The organism is Bradyrhizobium sp. USDA 326, assembly GCF_049739485.1.
GTDB lineage: Bacteria > Pseudomonadota > Alphaproteobacteria > Rhizobiales > Xanthobacteraceae > Bradyrhizobium.
In genome coordinates, this window is record NZ_JBMGQA010000001.1 from 3702773 (window position 1) to 3724786 (window position 22014).

18 protein-coding genes and 4 pseudogenes are annotated in these 22014 nt (G+C 59.9%); 15 read left to right on the forward strand and 7 right to left on the reverse strand.

The window, feature by feature from the left end; all coding sequences use genetic code 11:
- Positions 1-178: 178 nt before the first annotated feature.
- The 3 genes and pseudogenes from ABIG06_RS17510 to ABIG06_RS17520 all read left to right on the forward strand — a co-directional run.
- Complete coding sequence (locus ABIG06_RS17510; RefSeq protein WP_124163950.1) at positions 179-1261, forward strand: hypothetical protein; 1083 nt, start codon at positions 179-181, stop codon at positions 1259-1261.
- A 66-nt stretch (positions 1262-1327) separates the two neighbouring features.
- Positions 1328-1627 carry a hypothetical protein gene (locus tag ABIG06_RS17515; protein ID WP_124163951.1) on the forward strand — a complete coding sequence of 100 codons (300 nt, stop codon included), beginning with the start codon at positions 1328-1330 and terminating at the stop codon, positions 1625-1627.
- 466 nt (positions 1628-2093) lie between these two features.
- Positions 2094-2251: pseudogene (locus tag ABIG06_RS17520) on the forward strand (IS256 family transposase); the annotation flags it as partial.
- 19 nt (positions 2252-2270) lie between these two features.
- Here ABIG06_RS17520 and ABIG06_RS17525 read toward each other — a convergent pair.
- Positions 2271-2447, reverse strand: a pseudogene (locus tag ABIG06_RS17525) (IS3 family transposase); the annotation flags it as partial.
- 462 nt (positions 2448-2909) lie between these two features.
- On the opposite strand from ABIG06_RS17525, the gene ABIG06_RS17530 reads away from it, so the two are divergent.
- The 7 genes from ABIG06_RS17530 to ABIG06_RS17560 all read left to right on the forward strand — a co-directional run bounded on the left by ABIG06_RS17530 (position 2910) and on the right by ABIG06_RS17560 (position 12675).
- Positions 2910-3080: a hypothetical protein gene (locus tag ABIG06_RS17530; protein WP_158626816.1), complete on the forward strand. Its 171-nt coding sequence runs from the start codon at positions 2910-2912 to the stop codon at positions 3078-3080.
- Positions 3070-5139 (forward strand): recombinase family protein, encoded by a 2070-nt coding sequence (locus ABIG06_RS17535; RefSeq protein ID WP_158672256.1) that lies wholly within the window; start codon positions 3070-3072, stop codon positions 5137-5139. Before ABIG06_RS17530 ends, ABIG06_RS17535 begins: the two co-directional genes overlap by 11 nt.
- Positions 5140-5219: 80 nt before the next feature.
- On the forward strand, positions 5220-5465 hold the full coding sequence (locus ABIG06_RS17540) for a hypothetical protein (protein WP_124163913.1): 246 nt from the start codon (positions 5220-5222) through the stop codon (positions 5463-5465).
- A gap of 1034 nt (positions 5466-6499) precedes the next feature.
- Positions 6500-8626 (forward strand): prolyl oligopeptidase family serine peptidase, encoded by a 2127-nt coding sequence (locus ABIG06_RS17545; protein WP_124163914.1) that lies wholly within the window; start codon positions 6500-6502, stop codon positions 8624-8626.
- A gap of 983 nt (positions 8627-9609) precedes the next feature.
- Positions 9610-9984, forward strand: a complete 375-nt coding sequence (locus tag ABIG06_RS17550) for a helix-turn-helix domain-containing protein (protein WP_124163915.1) — start codon at positions 9610-9612, stop codon at positions 9982-9984.
- Positions 9959-11248 carry a type II toxin-antitoxin system HipA family toxin gene (locus ABIG06_RS17555; RefSeq protein WP_124163916.1) on the forward strand — a complete coding sequence of 430 codons (1290 nt, stop codon included), beginning with the start codon at positions 9959-9961 and terminating at the stop codon, positions 11246-11248. The genes ABIG06_RS17550 and ABIG06_RS17555 overlap by 26 nt, the downstream gene beginning before the upstream one ends.
- Before the next feature lie 296 nt (positions 11249-11544).
- Positions 11545-12675: an IS701 family transposase gene (locus tag ABIG06_RS17560; RefSeq protein ID WP_370124235.1), complete on the forward strand. Its 1131-nt coding sequence runs from the start codon at positions 11545-11547 to the stop codon at positions 12673-12675.
- Positions 12676-12720: 45 nt separating this feature from the next.
- Here the strand turns inward: ABIG06_RS17560 and ABIG06_RS17565 are convergent, their stop codons facing one another.
- The 4 genes from ABIG06_RS17565 to ABIG06_RS17580 form a co-directional block, all read right to left on the reverse strand.
- Positions 12721-14910, reverse strand: coding sequence for a hypothetical protein (locus tag ABIG06_RS17565; RefSeq protein ID WP_124163917.1), 2190 nt, complete (start codon positions 14908-14910; stop codon positions 12721-12723).
- A 759-nt stretch (positions 14911-15669) separates the two neighbouring features.
- Complete coding sequence (locus ABIG06_RS17570; protein WP_158626807.1) at positions 15670-16191, reverse strand: hypothetical protein; 522 nt, start codon at positions 16189-16191, stop codon at positions 15670-15672.
- Between the two features lie 158 nt (positions 16192-16349).
- A complete protein-coding gene (locus ABIG06_RS17575) occupies positions 16350-16844 on the reverse strand; it encodes a GSU2403 family nucleotidyltransferase fold protein (RefSeq protein ID WP_124163922.1) in 495 nt (164 codons plus the stop codon).
- A 56-nt stretch (positions 16845-16900) separates the two neighbouring features.
- Positions 16901-17251 (reverse strand): GSU2403 family nucleotidyltransferase fold protein, encoded by a 351-nt coding sequence (locus ABIG06_RS17580; RefSeq protein ID WP_124163918.1) that lies wholly within the window; start codon positions 17249-17251, stop codon positions 16901-16903.
- A 538-nt stretch (positions 17252-17789) separates the two neighbouring features.
- Here ABIG06_RS17580 and ABIG06_RS17585 point away from each other — a divergent pair.
- On the forward strand, positions 17790-18161 hold the full coding sequence (locus tag ABIG06_RS17585) for a Wadjet anti-phage system protein JetA family protein (protein WP_349629093.1): 372 nt from the start codon (positions 17790-17792) through the stop codon (positions 18159-18161).
- Positions 18151-18354 carry a hypothetical protein gene (locus tag ABIG06_RS17590; RefSeq protein WP_370124240.1) on the forward strand — a complete coding sequence of 68 codons (204 nt, stop codon included), beginning with the start codon at positions 18151-18153 and terminating at the stop codon, positions 18352-18354. The genes ABIG06_RS17585 and ABIG06_RS17590 overlap by 11 nt, the downstream gene beginning before the upstream one ends.
- A 23-nt stretch (positions 18355-18377) precedes the next feature.
- On the opposite strand, the pseudogene ABIG06_RS17595 reads toward ABIG06_RS17590, so the two are convergent.
- Positions 18378-18536 (reverse strand): annotated as a pseudogene (locus ABIG06_RS17595) (phosphoenolpyruvate phosphomutase); the annotation flags it as partial.
- A 720-nt stretch (positions 18537-19256) separates the two neighbouring features.
- On the opposite strand from ABIG06_RS17595, the pseudogene ABIG06_RS17600 reads away from it, so the two are divergent.
- From ABIG06_RS17600 to ABIG06_RS17610, 3 genes and pseudogenes are all read left to right on the forward strand, one after another.
- Positions 19257-19454: pseudogene (locus ABIG06_RS17600) on the forward strand (response regulator transcription factor); the annotation flags it as partial.
- Positions 19455-20232: 778 nt separating this feature from the next.
- The gene (locus tag ABIG06_RS17605) at positions 20233-20439 is read left to right on the forward strand and encodes a cold-shock protein (protein WP_036030656.1); all 207 of its coding nucleotides are present in this window, start codon (positions 20233-20235) and stop codon (positions 20437-20439) included.
- Positions 20440-20989: 550 nt separating this feature from the next.
- Positions 20990-21265: a DUF4102 domain-containing protein gene (locus tag ABIG06_RS17610; RefSeq protein ID WP_124163919.1), complete on the forward strand. Its 276-nt coding sequence runs from the start codon at positions 20990-20992 to the stop codon at positions 21263-21265.
- 282 nt (positions 21266-21547) lie between these two features.
- Here ABIG06_RS17610 and ABIG06_RS17615 read toward each other — a convergent pair whose 3' ends face one another.
- Complete coding sequence (locus ABIG06_RS17615; protein WP_158626809.1) at positions 21548-21700, reverse strand: hypothetical protein; 153 nt, start codon at positions 21698-21700, stop codon at positions 21548-21550.
- Positions 21701-22014 lie beyond the last annotated feature (314 nt).

Genomic DNA, 22014 nt, shown 5'->3' on the forward strand with positions numbered 1-22014 from the left:
TGGTAACGGAGGGCTCGAAGTTCAAGAATTAGCTTGACGAAAGAAGCGAGCAGATACCGATGCGTTCCCTTTGCAGAAAAGAACCAGCCGCGCTGAAGTCGTCGAATCTGGCGACTTCCTCCGGACCGAGCAGAGATATTAGTTGTTGGGGCACTTTCTCCCTGCCGAAATCCGCGGAATGGAGTTCTTCGCCGTGGACCACGATACCATCCGCGCCGAGCTGATGTACTTGGAGTCCCTTGGCTCCCGAATCTCGGGCTCAAAGAGCCACGATCAACTTGCAGAGCATGTTAAACAGCAGTGGGCCGATTTCGGTATGCGAGTTCACGAGGACGTCTTGCGTTTCGATCGCTGGAGCATGGCTGCAGAAAACCCCGACGGTCTGCGTCTTAAGATCGACGGGCGCGATATAGCGATCTCTTCGGTCTTTCCCTACTCCGGGACCACCGGCCCCCTAGGGACCGAGAAGCAGTTGTACAGATTGCGCGGTCCAATACCGCGATGGACCAAAGCGCGCGGCGGAATTGCGGTCGTCGAGGTCCGAAATCGGGAGTTCCCGTTTGATGCGGCGGTCAAGACTTGGGATCGGGCGCGTGCATGGGGCAAGACCACTATGCCGCTGCTTCCTGCCACGTTCGCCGGCCTCGGTCTGGCGCGTGCTAGACGAGCTGGCGTTGAGGCGGTGATCTTCGCCTGGCGTGGCATAAGCATTTTCAACGCCAAAGGACAGTACTTACCGTTCACGTTGCCCTACCAGAACATTCCAGCGGTCTTCGTGGCTGGAGACGACGCCGACTTGGTGCTGGACGCCGCCTCACGGGCCATGCGGGCGACGCTCGTCGTCGACGCCGTGATCGAGCGAGACAGCACTATGCGAACAATATGGGCGGCCGTGGAAGGTAACAGCGCAGCCCACGAAACTGTGCTCGTGGTAAGCCACAGTGACGGTACAAACATTGTCGAGGAGAACGGCCACGTCGGTTTGGTCGAACTCGCGCGCCAGACTGTCGCTCGACCGTTGGCACGCACAGCCGTCTTCGTGTTAACCGCTGGACACCTCCGAATCCCGGCGGTCACCGATCATGGCCAAGCCACTTCGCGCTGGTTGCGGGACCACCCGCAGTGGTGGGCCGGTGGTCCGGGAAATCGCCACGCAGTGGCAGGTCTGGTGATCGAGCACCTCGGTGCTCGGGAATACCGTGACGATCCTCTCAAAAATACCTATGGCCCGACAGGCAACCCCGAACCCGAACTGCTCTAGGCCTCCAATCCGGAGCTGACGGCGCTTATCGAATCAGAGTGGCGTACAACCGGACAAGCGCCGAGAGTGTCAGCCCCAAACGCACTCATTCAGTTCGGCGAAGGCCAGCCGCTCTACCTAAAGGGCATCCCAAACATCGCGCTCGTCACCGTGCCGCAGTACCTACTTAGTATTGAACCGGGCGACTACGTCGACGTCGCTCTTCTGGACAGACAAGTCGGCAGCTTCGCGCGACTGCTGCGACGAATTGACGCCATGCCCAGCAACGAAATCGGAACCGTCGAGACAATTACTCCACTCGCGAAGGCGGCTGCCGCGCTGCGCGCGATTGGCATTCTCGCTTGCAGCTCATCGGACTGGCGGTAATCCGGTTGCACCAACCTCCAAAAACGTACGGAGACAGTAGTCAGCTCGAGGGTCCAGGTCAAAGCGAACCGGCAAGAGCGCCTTTTCGCGTCCGCTTCTGGCTCGAATCTGAAGACCACTTTCCACCCTCTAAGACTTTGCGTCGATGCGGTGCGGTCCGCCGGACGTCATTCAGACAGCAGAACGTGGCCTCGCCGCCAGCGCTCGCGGTAAGACCGCCGGCCATGCCCGTCCCGCGCAGCGGGAGCCGGGCATCACCCAGGTGATGGCCATGCTCCAAAGGATCGGCACCGAGCAGCCGCGGCGGAGCCCACGGGGTCCTAACTCAGAGCGGAGTATCGAGCACACTTTTATGAGGTTTATGAGGTAGCCTGCGGGAAGTTCTGCAAAAGCTGAGCGGCTGAAGCGGTCATGGCAAGTCCGGTGGTTGCGAAGATCACCGCTCGTAGAGGAGCTTGGACCCGCCATGACCGTGACGACGATTAAGACGGATGTCTCTGCAGTCAAAGAGTTGTTGAGGTCGGACAAGGAGTTCCTGAAGCCGCTGATCCGCAGGAAGACCCTCGAAGCCGAGATGACGGAGACGCTGGGTGCGGAGAACGGAGAGCCAGCGAGGGAAGGCTTGTGACCTTGCCCCCAAGTTTTATCCAATCCTGAGTTCGCTCCGGCTGTTGGATTTGCCCGGTTGGGTGGTGGCAGCGACGGGAGCTGGCGGCGGAGCTTTCGGCATAGCGCAGCGCCAGATTCCGGCGCGGGTGACAGCTGAAGGCGAACTCGGAGGGCGTTTTCCATCCTGCGAGTGTGGTCGCGCATCGTTGTACAACAAGACTCAAGAACGCCCACAAAACCGTTTTTCGCGAGGTTCTTTATCGATTTCATCCCTGGTTTGGTCGCCGAGTTTGCGTTCATGGAACGGTCGGGAAGGCTGATGATGTCACTTTCCGCTGCTCTCTGGATGGATCGCAAGCGGATCGATGGTTGGAGGTTCCAGCATGGATGTTCGATCGGGCAGCATGCCCTGACGCCGAGCTTTTGGCAGCTCAGCCGTTTGTCAGCATCGATGCACTTGCGGCGCTCTCTGCGCTTCTCGATCTGGCGTTGAAGGGTCGAACGTCATCAGCTGCCCTGCTTTCTAGCGCATCCAGAGTCTCTCACGACCAGAATCGGGGAGCGACTCATGTCACGCCAGACGGCAATGCCAGGGAGCGGATACCGACACAATCGACAACCGCGGCCGCAGCCGCAGCCGCAGCCGCAGCCGCAGCCGCAGCCGCAGCCGCAGATGGATCTGTTCGGGAGTGGCCTGTCAAACGGCGCCATCGGCGCGCCCGCATGGCTGGAGTTGCCGGCGGAAGCCCGGGCGGCCCTCACGAGCCTGATGACGCAGTTGATCCTCGACCATGCTGCGAGGACAGCAACGCTGCCCGCGAAGGAGGTCGATCATGATCTCTGACAAGGTCAGGCCTCATCATCTGGAGCGCAAGGCGATTCTTTACGTGCGTCAATCCTCGGCCCATCAGGTGTTGCACAATCGCGAGAGCAGCGCGCTGCAATACGCCATGCGGGACCGGCTGACGGCTCTCGGGTGGTCAGAGGTTGAAGTGATCGATGATGATCTCGGTCGTTCAGCCGCCGGCGGCATACAACGCGCTGGTTTTGAGCGGATGGTAGCGGAGGTTTGCCTTGGCAAGGTTGGTGCGGTTTGCGCCCGCGAGGTCTCGCGCTTCGCCCGCAACAGCCGGGATTGGCAGCAACTCATCGAGATGTGCCGCGTGGTCGACACCGTTCTGGTCGATCAAGAGACCATCTATGCGCCAAGACACGGCAACGACCGCCTGCTGCTCGGGCTCAAGGGCAGCCTCAACGAGTACGAGCTGGATCTGTTGCGCCAGCGCTCGCTCTCGGCACGCTACGAGAAGGCGCGCCGGGGCGAGTTGGTTGTGACAGCGCCCGTCGGCTTCGTGAAGGCCGGCGATCGTTATGAGAAAGACCCGGATCGGCGTGTCCAGGAGGCGATCAAGCTGGTGTTCGACAAGGTCGAGGAACTGGGAAGCGCGCGTCAGGCGCTCTGCTGGCTCCACGAGTACAATCTCGATCTTCCGGTGAAGCAGACCAACGGCGACACGGCCTGGCGGCGACCAAACTACTCTGCCATCCACCGGATCATTGAGAACCCGGTCTACGGCGGCGCCTATGCCTATGGTAAGACAGCTGTGGCGGCGGGATATGGCACCGCGGGCGTGCGCGTGAAGATCCGCCGCAAGGCGCGGAACGAATGGCTGACGCTGAAGCCCAACACTCACGAAGGGTATGTGAGCTGGGAGAAGTTCGAGGCGATTCGCACCATGGTCAGCAGCAATGTTCCCACCAGTCGGCATCACGGCGCGCCCAAGCATGGTGACGCGTTGCTGGCCGGTCTGATCCGCTGCAAGCGCTGCGGTCGTAAGCTCACACTCCGCTACTCCGGCATGGAAAACCATATCCCGCGCTACAGCTGCAGCCGTGCCTGGATGGATAATGGCGGGGCCCACTGCATCGCCTTCGGCGGACTGCGCGTCGATGACGCCATCGAGGAATCGCTGCTTGGAGTCGTCGGTCCGGGCGCTGTCGCCGCCGCAACCGCTGCCGCCAAGGGAGCCAGGGAGCGGCGCGATCAGGTACGCGATGCTCTCAGTCGCGACCTCGAAGCGGCGCGCTATGCCGCCGACAGGGCTTTCCGGCAATACGATGCCGCTGATCCCGCGAACCGGCTGGTGGCCAGTGAGCTGGAAGCGCGCTGGAACAGGGCGCTCGCTCACGCGGCGGAGGTTGAGGCCAAGATCGCCATGCATGATGTGGCGACGCCCGCACCCCTTGCTGATCCAGCTTCGTTCGGCGTTCTGGCCTCGAACCTCAAAACGGTCTGGGATGCGCGGACGACGGATGCTCGTCTTAAGAAGCGCATTGTGCGCACCCTCATCCATGAGGTCGTGGCCGATATCGACGACGCGGCCTCGGAGATCGTTCTCATCGTTCATTGGGTGGGGGGCGCCCACAGCGAGTTGCGCTTGCCGAAGCGCCGGCGCGGACAGCGCAACAGCACCTCGGCCGATATCGTCCAGGCCGTGCGTCAACTGGTGCTGATCGCCAGCGACGATCTGATTGCCGGCCTCCTCAATCGCAACGGCCTCAAGACCGGCAACGGCAATCGCTGGACCCGCGAGCGCGTCACATCAATGCGCTCGAACTACCACATCCCGGTGTTCAAGCCTGCCGAGGACGGGATCGAGCCATGGCTCAACCTTGGCAACGCCGCAAAGCTCCTGAAGATCGCGCCCAAGACGCTCCGGCTGGCCGCTGAAGCCGGCGAGATCGAATCCATCCATCCTCTTCCGGATGGTCCTTGGATCTTCGCCCGCACCTCGCTGATAACAACTGCTGCTCGATCTATCGCCGAACGAGCGCGACAGAACCCAAAATACCCCGCGGGATCGCATCCCGCTCAACAAAATCTCTTCTCTTCAATCACATAGCCAGATGGGTGTTCTGATGCGCAGTTGTATAACCGCGCAGGGCCACACCTGACAGGGCCAAGGTTGCGGGCCGGGACAGCTTGAAGAAAGATTCTCTTAAGCGAAGTGCAGGTCCTTCCGATGCTGTTGGGTCGGGCGAGGTGGAGGACCGTCTCGATGGTCAACCAGGAGCCCGAGTCCATCATCTCGGTATGGGCTGGACCAACGAGGCTCAAATCCCCTTGTATCAAGATTATGCCTCGGCGCTGACCGCCTATAACGAGATCGATCCCGCTGATGCCGCGTTGAAGGAGGCTGCCCTATGGAGCCGTGATGTCGGCCTTTGACGCTTTAGTGGCCCCACTGAACCATACACAGGACATACTCTGGGATCTGCCAGCGGCGACAGCTTCACGCCATGGTCATCGCGGACAAGAGCTCGGTGCCCGAGAGGACTGACCGAACGAAAAGCATAGCACGGTGGATGACAGACTTCTGTAGCAGGACAGAGGAGCAATCCAGGTCTTTGGCGCTGACGCGGTTCTTGCGCACGGCGCAGGCCTAGGAAATCAAGGCATCATATGAGTGGTCCATCACCAGAATGGGGGCGATACAATCAATTCATGTTCTATGCCTAAACGACGCTGATGCGAGGGGGGGCGGCGCCAGTCGGCGCGCTGGTGCCCGTTGATCGCTCCGCGGCGGAAAGCGGCGCTTGCTCTAGGCCGCAACAGCACCGTCACGGAACAGTTCGCAGCGAGGGTTGCACGAGCCTTGAACCGCCAAGAGGTGTTGCAGCGTAGGCCGTTTCTTGGGCATTTTTACTCTCCTTGTCTCGAGCGCAATTCTCCCGGCAATCAGTTAACGAACCGAGTTATCGGTGTGACTTCGCATGTTGCGCAAGGAAAAAGCTCCTCCAACTAGGCAATGCTTGCAGCCGAGGTGTCGAGATCGCCATGCATACCACCTTGGCATGATGTCGATCTGGCTGCTGATCAATGCGCTGATCGTTGTCCTGATGATGCCCGTCGACAAGTCTGCCCGGTGACGCCAACCAGGAGAACCTCGCATGCGGAGGTAAGCAGCATCGCTGCGTCCCAGTCTTGCCACTGAAGATCGAAAAAAGCTGGCGCTGTCTCACAGGCTGTCCGCCGACAGGCTGTGATGTCCGCTTGGCAACCAATGGCGGCAACGGAACATGGCCGTGCAGCCCCCGAACGGCTGAAACTTGCGACTCCTTAGCCGGCACGCAGCTTGCAGTAAGCGGCGCATGACATAGCGCAAGCCGCGCTATGTCATGCGCTTGCACGGTTTCCGCCGCGTCTGCCTGACGCGCCAGGGCCGGCCAGCGTGGCCCGCCGATCTTATCGAGAAAAAGTCCATGAACACGCCACCACTCTTGTCCGCGGTGTTGCCTTCGATTGCTAGCGCCACGTCCACGGCGCTTTCAAAGGAGCGAACGGATGCGGCGGTGACTGACGACCCATTCCTTTGGCTTGAGGAGATGGAAGGGCCAGGCGCGTTGGCTTGGGCTCGCGGCGAGAACGAGAAGACGCTCGGGGTGCTTCAGTCAGATCCTCGCTATCGGCGCTTCTACGAACAGGCGCTCTCCATCCTGCAGGCCAAAGATCGGATCGCAGATGTTCCATTCGAAGGGGGCGGTTTGGAGCAGTTCTGGCGAGACGAGAATCAGGTGCGCGGCGTCTGGCGGCGCACCACGCGTGAGAGCGATCGTAGCCAACACCCAAAGTGGGAAACCATTCTCGACGTGGACGCCTTAGCTGCCGCCGAAAACAGAAATTGGGTCTTTCAAGGTCGCAGCTGCCTTCCGCCTGAAGAGCGCCGTTGCCTGATTAGTCTTTCCGATGGCGGAAAGGATGCCGTGTCCATACGAGAGTTCGATCGCGCCGCCAAGACCTTCGTCGCGGACGGCTTTCATCTGCCCGAGGGCAAGCAGGACGTCAGCTGGGTCGATGGTGACACCCTCCTTGTTGCACGGGACTGGGGCGAGGGGACTTTGACGCAAGCCGGCTACGCTTTTGTGGTGAAGGAGCTCAAACGTGCTCAGCCGCTCAGTGAGGCTCGCGAGATCTTTCGGGGCGAGCCCACCGACGTTGGGGCGTCCCCCTTCGTGCTTCGTGACAGCGAGGGTCATATTCATGCGACCGGCGCCGCCCGCGCAATCAGCACTTTCGAGTCCGAGTATGTGGTCTTCCGCCCCGATGGGCCCATCAAGCTCAATCTGCCGAAGAAGGCCGAGATCGCCACGCTCGCGTGCGGCCGCCTGCTTGTGAAACTTGATGAGGACTGGATACCGTCCGAGGGCATCCGCTTCACGGCCGGCTCGATGATCTCGTATGACCTCGATGAATGGAAACAGGATCCGTTGCGCGCCAGACCATCGCTCGTCTTTCAGCCTGGGCCCCGGCAGGCACTGAGCGAGTTCACTCACACAAGGAACTTTTTGATTCTGACGATCCTTGAGAACGTTCAGAGTAAAGCGTTCCTCTACAAGTACGATCAGGGAGCTTGGTCGGCGACACCGATCCCGCTGCCGGAAGATACAAATGTCAGCCTGTCAGCCACTTACGATGAAGCCGACCGGGTCATATTCACCGTCTCGAGCTATCTCAGACCAACCTCAGTTTGGTCTTTTTATGCCGAACGCAAAAGCTTGGAGGAATTGAAGAAGGCACCCTCTGCCTTCGATGCGTCGAACCATGTGGTGGAGCAGCTCGAGGCCATTTCGCGTGATGGCACGTCAGTTCCCTATTTTCTGGTGCGGCCCAAAAACGCAAGGTTTGACGGCACGATCCCGACACTTCTCCATGGCTATGGCGGTTTCAAGGAGTCGCAACTGCCCTCTGATCTGGGATCGATGGGGCGGCTATGGCTCGAACAGGGCAATGCCTATGTCGTTGCGAACCTGCGCGGGGGCGGTGAGTTTGGTCCACAATGGCACCAAGCGGCCCAGGCGGCAACGAAGCAGACGACATGGGATGATTTCATTGCCGTTGCCGAGGACCTGATCCGTCGGAAGATCACTAGTCCGCGCCAGCTGGGCGCGATTGGCGGCAGCCAGGGCGGCCTGCTCGTTGGCGCCGCGATCACCCAGCGTCCCGAGCTCTTCAACGCGGCGATCATCGAGGTGCCGCTATTCGACATGCTTCGATACACCAAGCTGGGCGCGGGCGCCTCCTGGATCGGCGAGTACGGTGACCCCGCCATTGCCGAGCAGCGTGCGTGGATCGAAGGCTACTCGCCATACCAGAAGCTGGTGGCGGGCAAGACCTATCCCGCTCCCTTAATTCTTACCTCCACCAAGGACGACCGCACGCATCCAGCGCACGGCCGCAAAGCTGCCGCGAAGCTCGCCGCGCTGGGCCAGCCTTACTTCTATTACGAGAACATCGACGGCGGACATAGCGCCGCGGCCAATCTCATGGAAGATGCGCGTCAACTCGCCCTTGAATACACCTATGCATCGAGGCGGCTTTGTTCTGAGTAAGTTCGGCGGACGGGCTGATCGAAGCCGATAGACTAGAGACCATTGGTTATCTCAACTCCTCAGTTTGCTCAGCTGAATTCATGGAACGCAAGGCGAGAGAGCTGATGAGGGTGGGCGGACTCGATGAAGCTCGTCAGATGCGCAAATTACCGGTCTGAACAGCCTCGACCGCTGTCGAGCGGATTTCCTGGCGTCCCAAGCACAACATGACGAGCTGGAAGTAAGTTGCTAGATGGGATTCCTTGAGGATAGTCAATCCGCGCCATGCCTGCATTGAGCTCCCTGAGCAACCATCTATTTCTCGTACGGCGAAGTCGCTACGCAAGCGGTCACGGATGCGACCAATTGCTTATTCCTCCGCGCAGTCGCCGTCAGAGGCCGCGGCGACGCAGGAACGGCAGATCCAATCGACGCACAGCGTGACGCAGCAGTCGCCTTGGCTGCCGCCCCGGCTGCGAAGCGCGCGCGGCACTTAACTCAGGTAAAGTGCTATCGTTCTCACGCAGCATAGATCCAAATCGACAGCGATTATTGATGGGTCTGAAATGATTGTCTTTCCGCGGTGAGAAAGCGTTCGCGCAGGGTTGCACAATCTGCCAACTGCACGAGCGGGCGGTATGACCCCGACACATTTATCGCGATCGTCAAAACCTCTATTAGGACGCTACCTCATTCGCCGAACGTGAGGAGGTCGCCACATCGAGGGGACGCCAAGGACCATGTTTCGCTGGACGGGATGAGCGGGGATTCCCTCGGGTCGTCATCGATTTTCAAAGAACAGAGTTGGTATTGGCAGCAGAATTCCCGATCGGTAACTTTCTGGGTCGCCCCACCCCCGGCTTGGGGTTAAAGTTCCCGTTCGGTAACTTTTTGCCTCTCAACCATGGAACTGAGCGAAAAACTCCCGCTCGGTAACTTTTCGCTGGACACCCGCCGTTTCAGCTCATAAAGTTCCCGTTCGGTAACTTTACGACGAGAGAGCTATGAACACGCGTCCAAAGGGCACTCCCCTCTCAGGCGGAAACGACGCTCCTGGCGAGACCGGTGTCGCGCGCCAAGCCGCCGAGTTCGCTGCAGCATTCGGTCGCCTCATCCAGGCAGAACGCAAACGCCAGGGCCTCCGGCAGGACGAGCTGGCCATGGTGGGCGGGACAGGAAAGCGCTTCATCGTTGACCTCGAGGCCGGAAAAAGCACGTGTCAGCTCGGGCGCAGCCTGCACGTGGCAAACGTGCTCGGGCTGCGCATCGAGGATGTTCTCAAGGATGCCCAAGCCCGCCGCGCGAACACTTCCGAGACACCGGACATTCCCGACAGCGACGAGGAGGAGCCTCATGGACCGTCTTCCCGTCTACTTTGAGACGCGAGAGGTCGGCTGGATCACGACCGCCGACGAAGCGTCAGGCTTCACCTATGCCGAATCCTGGCGCGGGCTGACCGGCGCCTTCCCTGTGTCGCTCACCATGCCGCTCTCGCGGGCGTCGCACGATGCCTCGGCAATTCTGTCATGGGCGGCAAATCTGCTGCCGGAGAACGCAACTCTCGGGATCGTAGGTCATATGCTCGGCAAGTCGCCGGCCGATGTCATCGGCCTTCTTGCCGAGATGGGCCGCGACACCGCCGGCGCGCTCTCCGTCGGACAGCCGGGCACCGGGCTGATCGCCGGAAAATGGCGAGAGATCCCCGACAAGGCCGCGCTCGAGCGCATCCTCAATGAGCTACCCCACAAGCCCTTCCTCGTCGGCGAAGATGGCGTGTCGATGTCGCTTGCCGGTGTGCAGACGAAGCTCGCCGTCGCTCTGGATGGCGACACCCTGTACATACCGATCGACGGCGCGCCATCGACCCACATCATCAAGCCCGATGGCGAGCGCTTGCCTGGCGCCGTCCAGAACGAGGCATTCTGCCTGACGCTCGCGCGCATGATCGGAATCCCGACGCCGAAGGTGACGACCGGGACGGCAGGCGAACGTAGCTACCTGCTGGTTGAGCGCTATGACCGCCGTCATGACGGCAAGAGGTGGCGGCGGCTGCATCAGGAGGACTTCTGCCAAGCCCTGGGCCGACCGCCAGCTGCCAAGTACCAGAACAACGATAGAGGCCTAAAAGGACCATCATTGGCCGACATGGTCGGCGTGACCCAGCGCCACATGACAGCACAGGAGACCGCTCGCTTCGTCGACCTTGCCATCTTCAATCCAATGGTGTGGAACACGGATTCCCATGCCAAAAATTACTCGCTGATGCTATCGGCGCGCGGCGCCGCCATGGTGCCAGGCTACGACATCATCTGTGCGGCGCCATATCCGAAGATCACACGCAACATGGCGCAGAAGATCGGCGGGCAGAAGCAGGCTGATCAGCTTGGACGAAACCACTGGGAGCGCTTCGCCATCGACTGCAAGCTCTCTCCAACACAGACGATCCGTCGCGTCTCCGAGATTGCTCAGGCCGTGACGCACCACGCAATGGTGGCCAAGGCCGAAGTCGAAGCCATGCCTGCCCGCGGCGATCCCGTCCTGGACACGGTCGTCGAGGCGGTGATTTCGCGCGCACGCGGCTACCTAGATCGCCTGAAGCAAACGGAGCCAGCGCCGAAAGGCGCAGCAGCCCTATCGTCCTAGTATTACAGTTGCTATTTTCGGTGAGCTCTGAATCCATGGGTGACCATGATACGGGATCTGGTCATTGGTGGTGCGTCGGTTGAAGATACGCTGACGCTGCGGGCTTCCTCGTTGCGAGATGCCAGGCAACGCATCCGTCCGCTGTTTACGCAGGAGCGGGTGGCGGCCTCGGCGTGACGGTTTCTCGACGGACTGTTGGGTAACGAGCCGCGCAAGACGGGTTGGATGCGGGCTGAAGCGGCCGGCGATCCAGGCCCGTGGCGCCAGCAGGCGATCCTGGGGTCGGGGGCAGTGGGATGCCGACACGCTGCGCGACATTGTTGCGTGAGTACGCGCTGGAAACGTTTGCCGATGAGGACGCGGTTCTGGCTATCGATGAGACCGGGTTTTTAAAACAGGGCAAGGCGTCGTGCGGCGTCGCACGCCAGTACACTGGCTCGGCGGGCAAGATCACCAATTGCCAGATCGGAGTGTTCGCCTCCTATGTGTCGCGGCATGGCCATGCCTTCATCGATCGCACGCTCTACCGGCCGAAGGAATGGACGGACGCCCCCGCTCGCCTGAAGGCACCGCATGTACCGAGCGATGTGGGCTTTGCGACCCAGCCCAAGATCGCGCGTCGAATGATCGCTCGTGCAATCGCCGCAAGGGCGCCGTTCTCGTTCGTGGCGGCGGACAGCGTGTATGGCACGGGCGAGATCGAAACCCTGCTGCGCGAGGCGGGCAAAGGCTATGTTCTGAGTGTTGCTTCCAATCACGTGTTCCGTTCCTGGGGCAAGCCGCAGCCTGTCGCCGGCACCGCCTCCGCGATCGCGCAGAACCTTCCCAAGAACGCCTGGCGCCGCCGTCAGGCGGAGGGACCAAAGGTCCGCGCTGGCACGACAGGGCCTATCTCGAGTTGGGCCGATCTCGACGTCAGTGAATACAACGACGACCTTGCCGGGGAATGGACGCGGGGTCTTCTGATCCGCCGCAACATCGCCGACGGCAGCTTGGCCTTCTTCTCCAGTTGGTGCCCCGAGGGCACCTCCATGCAGAAGCTGGTGTCGGTAGAAGGCCATCGCTCGCCCATCGAGGACAGCTTCGAAACCGCCAAGAACGAGCTCGGCCTTGATCACAACGAAAGCCGCTCCTGGCATGGCTGGCATCGCCATGTCTCACTCGTCATGCTGGCCTTCGCCTTGATGGCCGTCATCCGTCATCGGGCCAATGCTGAGCCAGCGCTCAAAAAACGCGACGCCGGCGCACCAAACATCGTTCCTGATCCGCTGGTCGATCCAGGAAATCCGTCGCATCGCTATCAAGCTCGCTCAACGGCGCATCTCGATCGACCGTGTTCTCGCATGGTCGCTCTGGCGGCGAGCTCACCAGACCGACGCTCGCCGCGCTCACCTCGGACGAAAAATGAAACTGTAATGCTAACTTAGATGAGCCCAGAGCCTCTCTTCGCGAAAAGCCTAATCAGTCTCAAATTATCTGACGTCGGACGTGCCAACTGCGTTGTTCAACAAGGACCTACAGAATGCAGGCGTGAGCTTGCCGCGGTGGATCACGACGTTTTCGTGCCCCATCGCGGCTCGCGCGCTCTGCCAGTGCCGATTGTAGCCGCGCTGTTCATTGGATTTCACATGGCAAGCGGCGAATTCGGCGTCAGCCGCCGTCGCCAAATGCCACGCATGTACCGGCCGCTTCGTATGGATGTGCACCCACATCGGATTCGCCGTCGCACCGTTGCGCAGTGCCTTGGGCCGCAGCTTAATCTCGAACAGCGTCCCCGGATCGCCGCTCAACGCGCGCGGAGGATCCGGAGGCTCCAACTCCCCGGCCGCCCGCAACGCTTCAAGGTATTTCTGCGAGGGAAAGCCGTAGCTCTTCATGCAATCGATCATGATCGCGGCTCTTTGCCTCTTCAATGAGTTTGCCTGTCCCTGCACCTCGGAATACATCGTCTTGAGCCGGACTATCTTGTCGTGCACTTCGGGCACTTGCGCGGGCGTGAGCAAGCCACTTCGACGAGGCTCCTCCAACGCGGCTACACAGGCTTCGATCTCGGCGGCCTGTCGGTGGAGGCGCTCGACGACGATATTTAGGACGTGGTCGGCGTCCTCGGGTTTCATCTGACGCGCTTGCGAGACGGCGCTTTGCTGAGCGGGCAGATCGAACTGCAAAAGTTCGTCCAATCGCTTGAGCAGTCCCGTCAGCGCTTCTCTGGAGGGCGGAGCCTGCCACATCGTCAGGTTTCCGCTCGCCGACGATGACGCCCGCGCGCGGGCCTCCTCCGCGCTCGTGAGTTTCTTTGTACCCAAATCCGAGAGTACGATAACCTTGCGTGTTGAGCCCGTGCCAGCGTCGGACCCGGCGAGCTGCGGCTCAGCGCCCCCAGCTGTCGAACTCCCCTCGCCTGCGGCCGCTGCGCGCCTGCCTTTGCCCTTCCTGCGCGCTGCAGTGCCTTCGGCCACCCCGGCAGTATGTTCCGGCAGCACAGCCCAAGCCGGCGGTTCAATCGTGGCGGGTGTCTTTGGCTGAAGTGCCAGCAGCCGCATGACTTCGTCCGCTGTAAGCCACGCACCTTCCACTATCTGGTCCAGCAATTCTAACGGAACATCGGCTCCCGCTCCGGCGTCCGTCAGGCTGGCAACCATGCCGCTCACTCCTGATGCAAATTCCGAAAGCCGCTCCATGACTCCTTCCAGAACGTCGCGGTGCTCAGCGTCAAGCGGCGCTCCGTTGCGGTTCATCACGGCCTCGGCCGTCGAGGCGAATGCCGGAACAACATCCTCGATGAAGGTCCCGAGCAGACGCACTCGCCCGTCTCCATCGATAAGGGCGTCTCTGACGGCTGGTCCCAACCTGCTCGCTAGGGAGAGCTGCGCGAGAGTGATCTGCGATTCCAGATACTTGTACTTCGTGTTGAGTGCATAGCCGGTATGCAGTCGTAGCGCGGCCTCTTCGGACTTCCGCAACTCGGGCGTGCTGCTTGGTAGGTCGGCAGTAGCCGCGCAGACGGACTGCATCCGCTCCGAGCGCAATGCCCTCTTTCTCCACCACTCCATGCAGTGCTCATAGTAGGGCTCCACGCCTGAAAGCACGCGGTTCAGCTGGTCAGGCGAAGCGGTGCGGATGATCCTGCCGAGCAGGGCTGCTGCTTTATGTCTGCTCTTCTCCAGGTCATCGAAAATCGCAGCAGCCACGGCGTTACATTCGTCGGCCGCGCCCAGCGTCTCATCGCGGAGCTGGCGAGCCCGATGGTCGGGCAGAATGCGCCGCGCCAAACCTGGGGGCAGAGCAGCGTAGTAGTCCAGAACTGCTAAGCCTGCTTTGACGACTTGATCGATCAGCTCTTGCCTCTCGGACAAGGTCCGGCCGCCCGTGGCTGCCCTACGACAAGTATTAAGGTCCTCAAGCAGGCAGTCCAACGCTCGCTTTGCTGCCTTAACCTCATCTCGTGTTGGCGCCGCCACATCCGAAGTTGGTTGCCGGTTCACGAGCGGCGCGGTTCTATCTTGAGGCCCGGAGCGCATCCGCTCCACGACGGCCTCGAAAGATTGACTGCGTTCCCCAGGGACGAGGCCGAACTCCAGGCTCGAACTGCTCGATACCCCAGTGCTGTCGGCTCCTGCAGCTCCAACGTACGATTTGCCAGCTCGGCCGATGCCCGTCATATTTTATCTCCGATAGAAGAGTCGAGAATGCGCAGCCTTCCTGGCTAAACCGCTTCGCTGACGAGTAGCTGACCAAGAGCGTTTTTCCCGATGCACAAGCCCATGTCGCCTTGGGTCCACTTCCATCGCAGCTGCTGTGCTGCTGAAGACAGCGATGCCGGGATAACCGCCTCAGCTGCGGGATCATCACCTGCGGTACATGACCGCAGCCTGAAGCGCGAAATTTTCGCGAGCGCGCCGGGGGCAGCACACCGCCACTCGACAGCCTTGCATTGGGAGTTCATTTTCCTCTGGAAATTGCCCGCGATCGGCGCAGCAATAGGTGCGCGGACGTTTCGGGCGAAAATCCGTACGCGGGACATCGCGCATAATCTAGTGTCCTAAACCAGAAGTTCATGGCCTTTAAGGCCTTGGCTGACACAGTGTAGGCAGAAGCGTTCGATGGAGCTGAGAATGTCGTCAGCTGATTTGGTCCATCGGAATGGGCTGGGGTCGGCGTTGTGCTGTTCGATGAAGGACGCGATCTCAGTACGTAGCTCCGCCACGCTGCGGTAGATGCCGCGCCTGGTTTTGCGCTCGGTGATGAGGGCAACGAAACGTTCGACCTGATTGAGCCAGGATGAGCTGGTTGGCGTCAGATGGACTTGCCAGCCCGGTCTTTTGGCCAGCCAGTTACGGATCAGCGGCGTCTTATGGGTTGCCTAATTGTCCTTGACGAGATGAACGTCCAGATCATCCGGCACGGCGACTTCGATCTCATCAGAAACTTGCGGAATTCTGTGGCCCGTGGTGCCCGTAACACTTGCCGATGACCCGGCCGGTTGCGATGTCGAGAGCGGCAAATAGCGATGTCGTGCCATGGCGCTTGTAGTCGTGACTGTGGTGTTCCACCTGACCAGGTCGCATGCGGAACGAGGGTTGGCTCCGATCCAGCGCCAACATCTGCGGCTTTTCGCCGACACACAGCACGATGGCTCGCTCGGGCGGGACTACGTAGAAGCCGACGACGTCGCGAACCTTGGCGACGAAGTCAGGATGGTTTGAAAGCTTGTAGGTCTCCAACCGATGTGGCTGCAGGCCGAAGGTGCGCCATATCCGCTGTACCGTCGAGACCGACAGTCCACTGGCCCTCGCCATGCTGCGCGAGCTCCAGTGAGTGGCGTTGGGCGGTTTCGTCTCAAGGGTGCGGACGATTACTGCCTCGATCCGGGCATCTTCGATCGTGCGCGGCGTCGCTGGTCGACCAAGGAAACCCGTCGCATCGCTATCAAGCTCGCTCAACGGCGCATCTCAATCGACCGTGTTCTCGCATGGTCGCTCTGGCGGCGAGCTCACCAGACCGCGGACGCACGGCGCGCTCACCTAATGCTAGGAACAGACGCATGTGGCGACAAACCCGAGCCGCCTCACCGCCGGAAAACGTGGCTGCACATCTGCGCTCAAGGCTTCCGGGGGCCGTCGCCCATGATGGGCGAGAGAGCCTCGTCGACATGTCGAATTGGCATCACGGCGTTGGCGACGCCGTCGGATTCGCAATTGAAACGCGCGCCAGAAGACCTTCCTTGCCTCCCGTAAGCCCGTACTCCTCTGCAGGCTTGCCGTCGAGTTTGGCCGCTTCGGCGACGCCCTTCGAGCGTCTTGAAAGTGTCATCCGAAAGACGCAGGGCGCCAACACCAAGCCGTCGTCGCCATCTGGCTCCGCGTTCCCACCCTTCCATCCACGCAAAGCCTAAGTCGCTACTACGTTTGACGGCATTGAATGCTTGAATGAGCGCGCCAGCTTGGTTGATCTCTTTTTTTGACTTATCCGCAAAGAACACATTCCTTTTGGTCGCGATGATCAGTTTGTGGACGGCATAGCGCTCCGGGGCCGGTACAAGGACCGGCACGCCGGCGTCGTGCAAGACAAGAGGGCGGATGGGCTCATGGATCAGTTAGTCTAGGAGCCGCAACACCTGCGCTCCTACGGACGGCCCCAATGACATCTGCGTCAGTCTGGAGGAGTAGTCCTCGTCGCCACGGTTTGGTGTAAGGAATTCGACCTTGAGCCGGTGGCATTGGCAAAACCGCTGAACAGCTTGGTTTCATCGGGGGAGAATGAGGGCGCAGATGTCGGATCCACCTTTTTCAGGATCTCTTCGATGTCGGGCATGCTTTCATCGATCCAGATCGAGATGCCGTAAAATTTCGCGATGTCCATATCCTCGGTCGTCACGAGCTCGTCGGGCAGCTTGAGGCCGACTACGCCGCTGTATGTCCGATAGGCCATCGAACCGACGAGCGTGGCGCGAATCCGGAAAAGTCCCGCGCGTGCGAGTTCGTTGACGACGACACCTTCCATGTGGGGAGGAGCAGGGTAGCCGGCCCGCCTCAACTTCGCTGCCAGCTCGCGTCGCGCGCTATAGCCAATCTTGGTGCGCTGGAAAGCTTCCGCGCGTTGGCAATCTCGGGATCATCGGTCGGACAGACATATTGAGGGTCGTCTTCGTCGGTCCCTCGCCACCGAGGGCGCGTAGGTCTTCTAGCAATAGTATTCGCGGCGGCTCGCTTCTGTTTTGAGAAAGGTCTGGTTTTCCGGAGCGGCTCGCGAGCCGCAATAACATCTCTCGAGCGATTCGGCGGCTTGATCGTGCAAATCCGCCTCAACGGAGGCCGTCGAAAAACTGAGGCCCGAGATCACCGACCGCAAGCAGCGCGAAGCCCGCGCTCGCCGTACGCGAGACGCGCAATCAGGCCGACCAGTTCACTAAGCGCCTGCGGGCCATTCTGGCCGACCTGAAGCGCGTCCGACGGACCGTCATGGAGTCGAAAACAGTCGCTACCCGGCTGGCAGCCTTTTTCGAGGAGTTAGTCGAGTCCTGCTGAAGGATTTCGAGTCCATCCTCACCGTTAACCATCCGTACCGCTTCCGCGACGCCATCGTCGATCTCGCGCGGAGCTACACCCCGGAAACCATGCAGGTCCTTGCCGAGGAGTACACAGCTTCCAGCATGGCAGCCGACATCGAGGACGGTCGAATGGCCGCTGCCGACGACCTGCTGGCCATCGAAAGCATCTTCGATCAGATCGGGGAGATGTTCGACAGGATCGAGGCCTTCCGCAAGCAGCTCGAAGCCCGGGTCCGCAGCACCCTTAGTACGCCGAGCGGATCGGGCAGGGACTCGTCGGCCGGGCCGGCGACCTGGTGCGACGCCTGGATGCCCTACTGCGGGACGGCAGGCACCACAAGGCGCCAATCGAATGGAGCATGACTTCGTTCAATCCGTGCCCGGCAATCAGCGCCGCGATCCTGGCCACGAGAACAAGATTCTCGACGACTGCATCTTTTACAGCCTGCAGACGACCGCAGAATTCATCCAGGCGAGCGGAGGCCGCTCACCAATGAGCGAGTTCAGCTTCGGGAAGCAGCTGTCCTCAAGCGAGACGCGCGCCGCGCCAGCCTGACGAAGCTTGCGTGCGAGGAGGCGAGCATTGTTGAAACTGCCGAAGCTGCCATCCCCGTCAACGAGCACAGCTAGCTCTGTCGAGTCCACCATACGTTCGACGCTCTGGACGAGCTGGCTCCATGAAGCTTCATTGGCATCACGATAGCTCAGCGAGCTGGCAATCGACCGACCAGAGCCCAGAGCCCCTTAAATCCTGAGCGCTGGGCGATTGTGGCGGAAAGGCCATCATGGGCTTCCATCAAAACGAGAGCTTATCATTCGAGCAGTCCTGGGCACGAAGCATTTCCACAGGCGAGGGCCGCGCGCGTCGTTGACCTGCGGTGGACCGAACGCCTCTAGCTTGATGCTGCATGCATAGATCCTGTAAGCCGACCTAGATTGCCACCAACGTCGCTGCTCATATTTTTTCGGCGTGATGCCGCTCAATGAACAGCATTGGTAGTTTATTGGGACCGCAAAGGCTTGCATGATCGCCATAGGAGGCGCGCCGAACGCAAAGCTTTCGCTATAGGTTGATTGACATCGCGCCTAAGGCTGGAAAGAAGGGCTTTGGATGCAAAATGAATGACCTGGGTTCGCGAGCCCGTGCTACGCCTCGAGAGAGAATTCCCACACTCCTTCGGGGGAGGAGTGCTTAGGGAAAGGGTGATATCCGGCTCACATAGATTTAGACGAAAATATCGACAGCCACGGATGTCGTAATGCTGCCGTCGGATTGACGACAATGTCGAAAGCCCGTCGATAGGGCTACAGCAGGATGGCAGCCTCGTGCGAATGGAGCGGCAATCGCCGAACAACTTGTCCTGCCTCGCCGACAGTTTGCTGGCGCCACTGAGTGGTATGGCATTTGCTGATGCTTTCCTGTTCTCTGGACTACAGGAGAAATTCATGGCGGATAGGCAAGAGGTTGTGCTGTCGGAACGGGAAAGACAGTGTTTGCGATGGGTCGAGGAAGGGAAGTCATCCTGGGCTATCGGAGTGATCCTGAAAGTGAGCCTGAACACCGTCAACTTTCATGTCAAGAATGCGATGCGAAAGTTGGAAACGACCAGCCGGACGCAGTGCGTCGTCAAGGCGCGGCGTTTGGGTCTTCTTTAAGCCGCGGTTTCGGTGGCGCTGTGGCGAATACAAGGACGTCGCGTGGCAAGTGTACAGCGATGATAGAGGTGCTGATACTATGAACAGTGCGTGCTTCCATGTCATCGCTGATTGCGACGGTGAGGCGCAACGTGGACAAGGTAATCAAGCTAACGGCGCACGCGCATCACACTCTTGAAAGCTGGACGGTCGGTCGAATTCCAATGTCCGTCCTCCCCTTACCGGCGTAGCGGTTCGATATGTGTCGGAAGCGGAAATCTTAGTGATCATAGCGGCTGACGTGCTGAAATGGTGATCACCCAAACGCGGCTCGGACGGCGCGGGCCGCACCCTAAGTCGGCAATGATGGTCGGCAGACGCATTTCCAAAACACGCTGCTGGTAGAAGTTGGACGAACCATGACTCTGCGCGCTTAACCAAGTTCGGGTGATTCCTCACGAAACGTTGCTGGCTTAGTGACCGATACTTCGCGGACCATCAATGCAGACGTCGTGTTTTTGGATTATTGGGGCGTGTTCGATGCGTGCAACTCTCTTGTGAACCGTTCGCCGCGGCAACTGAAGCGAAGGTCAAATCGCCATCCGGATCCACAGGAATGGAAGCGAAGTGCGGTCGCGTCAGGGGCTTTCTATCGTTTGCATATTGGGCGACAGCTAGGCGATCCGACAGAAAAATGAGACGAGACCTTCGCATCCATGCCGCGATGTTTTTTGCCGCTGCTCTTGATGGCCGGAAGACTCTTCGCTAGATCACAACGGTTCACTATGGAGGTGCCGACGTGGCAATGGGTATTGTGAAGTGGTTCAATCCGACCAAGGGTTATGGATTCATCAGGCCCGAGGATGGAGGCCCCGATGTCTTCGTGCACGTCAGTGCCGTGGAAAAGGCCGGTTACACCACTCTCGAAGAGGGGGCCCGCGTAAGTTATCAGCCCAAGGCCGGGCGTACGGGCAAGATCTCAGCTGAAGATCTCCGGGTTGGCTGATCGAAAGACGGATGACGCCTCGGACGAGAGCGGGGTCTCTGTCTCGGGTTGATGAGGATAGTTGTCAGGTAGTGGTGAGGTCTTGCTGACGTGACCACTCCCCTTCTCAGCTGAAGCAACATAGCCGAGGCGTACGCCGTCCAGGCATTGGGATTGCGACACCGGTGAAGCGCTGTTGGCGCAGAGCCGTCAGTCCCGCGACAAATAGTTCTCGATGCGGGCTGGTAGAGATTGTGGTTCGAGTGCGGTGATTGTTTCATCACGAGAGCCGAGCTAGAAAGGCGCGTCAGCATAGCGCCGCACCGTGCTCTGCCGCAGAGTCTGGCGCGTCTGCTCTGCCTGAACTGCCTACTGAAGATGGTCCGGAATTTATTGCCTCTCATGCGCCGCCTGAGGCACGAACTCGTCCTGGACCTCCATCAAAGCCGTCAGGCTCGACGCGGAGGATTGTCCACGCTCTGCTCCTTCTTTCCACGTGAGAGGCGTGCCAGATCGTGCCAATTCTTGGACTCACAGATCTCTCGTTCAGTCACTGAAGCCCGGTTTGTATATGGACCGGAAGACGCCGGCCTTTGCCTTGCGCGTCCGCAAGAGGCGAAAAGCCTGGTCGTTGTCAAACAACCGCACCAAAGTTCGGCTGGGTCACTATTCTGACTTGAAACTTGCTGAAGCACGCCGCCGCGGCTTTGCCGCTCTCGGTACTCCCGTTGGGGAAAATGAAACGTCAATGACCTGGGTCAAAAACATGCTGCTCGATTTGAGGAAGCCGATCGATAACGCAAGCGCCAAGGAGGGCGGAGAGACATCGAGAATGATGAGGGGCTAAGGCGCCCATGAACTCATTTTCGTGCTTTGCGTTACGACACGGATTTGCGCCTGCAGCATGATCGTACCATACGCTACCTTGCGAGTAATCAGCGGAATTCGGTTTATGCGCGCCGCGAATCGTCGCCCCTCTTGAGGCAGTCACTCTGCAACCCTAAGGTCCGTTAGGGGTACAAAATTCCACTGCTGAACAACTGACCCTTTGAACTGGTAGAGCCAAGTAGGATTGCCATTTTTCGTGCGCGGCTTTTGTTGTCGATGCACAGCTTAGTGTCGGCGATACTCAGAATAGCAATTCCCATCGATGCTTGGGATCGGCAGGGTTGTAGACTGCAAGCGTCAGCGCTACTTCCGGAGCGATGCGATCGCCTTCCTGTGCGATGGCGAGCTTACCTGCGCTTGAGTTCAAGGTTGATGTGCGAATGTCGGCTTGCAAACATTTTGCATCCTAATGGACATGGAGACAGAACAAAATAGGACACACTTCACAAGTATACACAGCCCCAAGCGAGGTACAGCAGCCTTTTGGAAGAAAGGCACGGTGCTTGCTTGGGTGCAGTGAGCGTCACCGGTCTTGCAGGGGCTGTGATGCTGGGGCGGGCCTGATATGGTTCGAGACCATTTCGGGTCCGCCCCGTTACTGCTCGCGAGGCAACATGGAGCAACGTATTCGAGCGGCTTCAGCGGCGATCGCGTTCGCTCATGCGCGAAGTCCTCAGCGTGTACGAACATGAAGGCCGCAGGTACAAT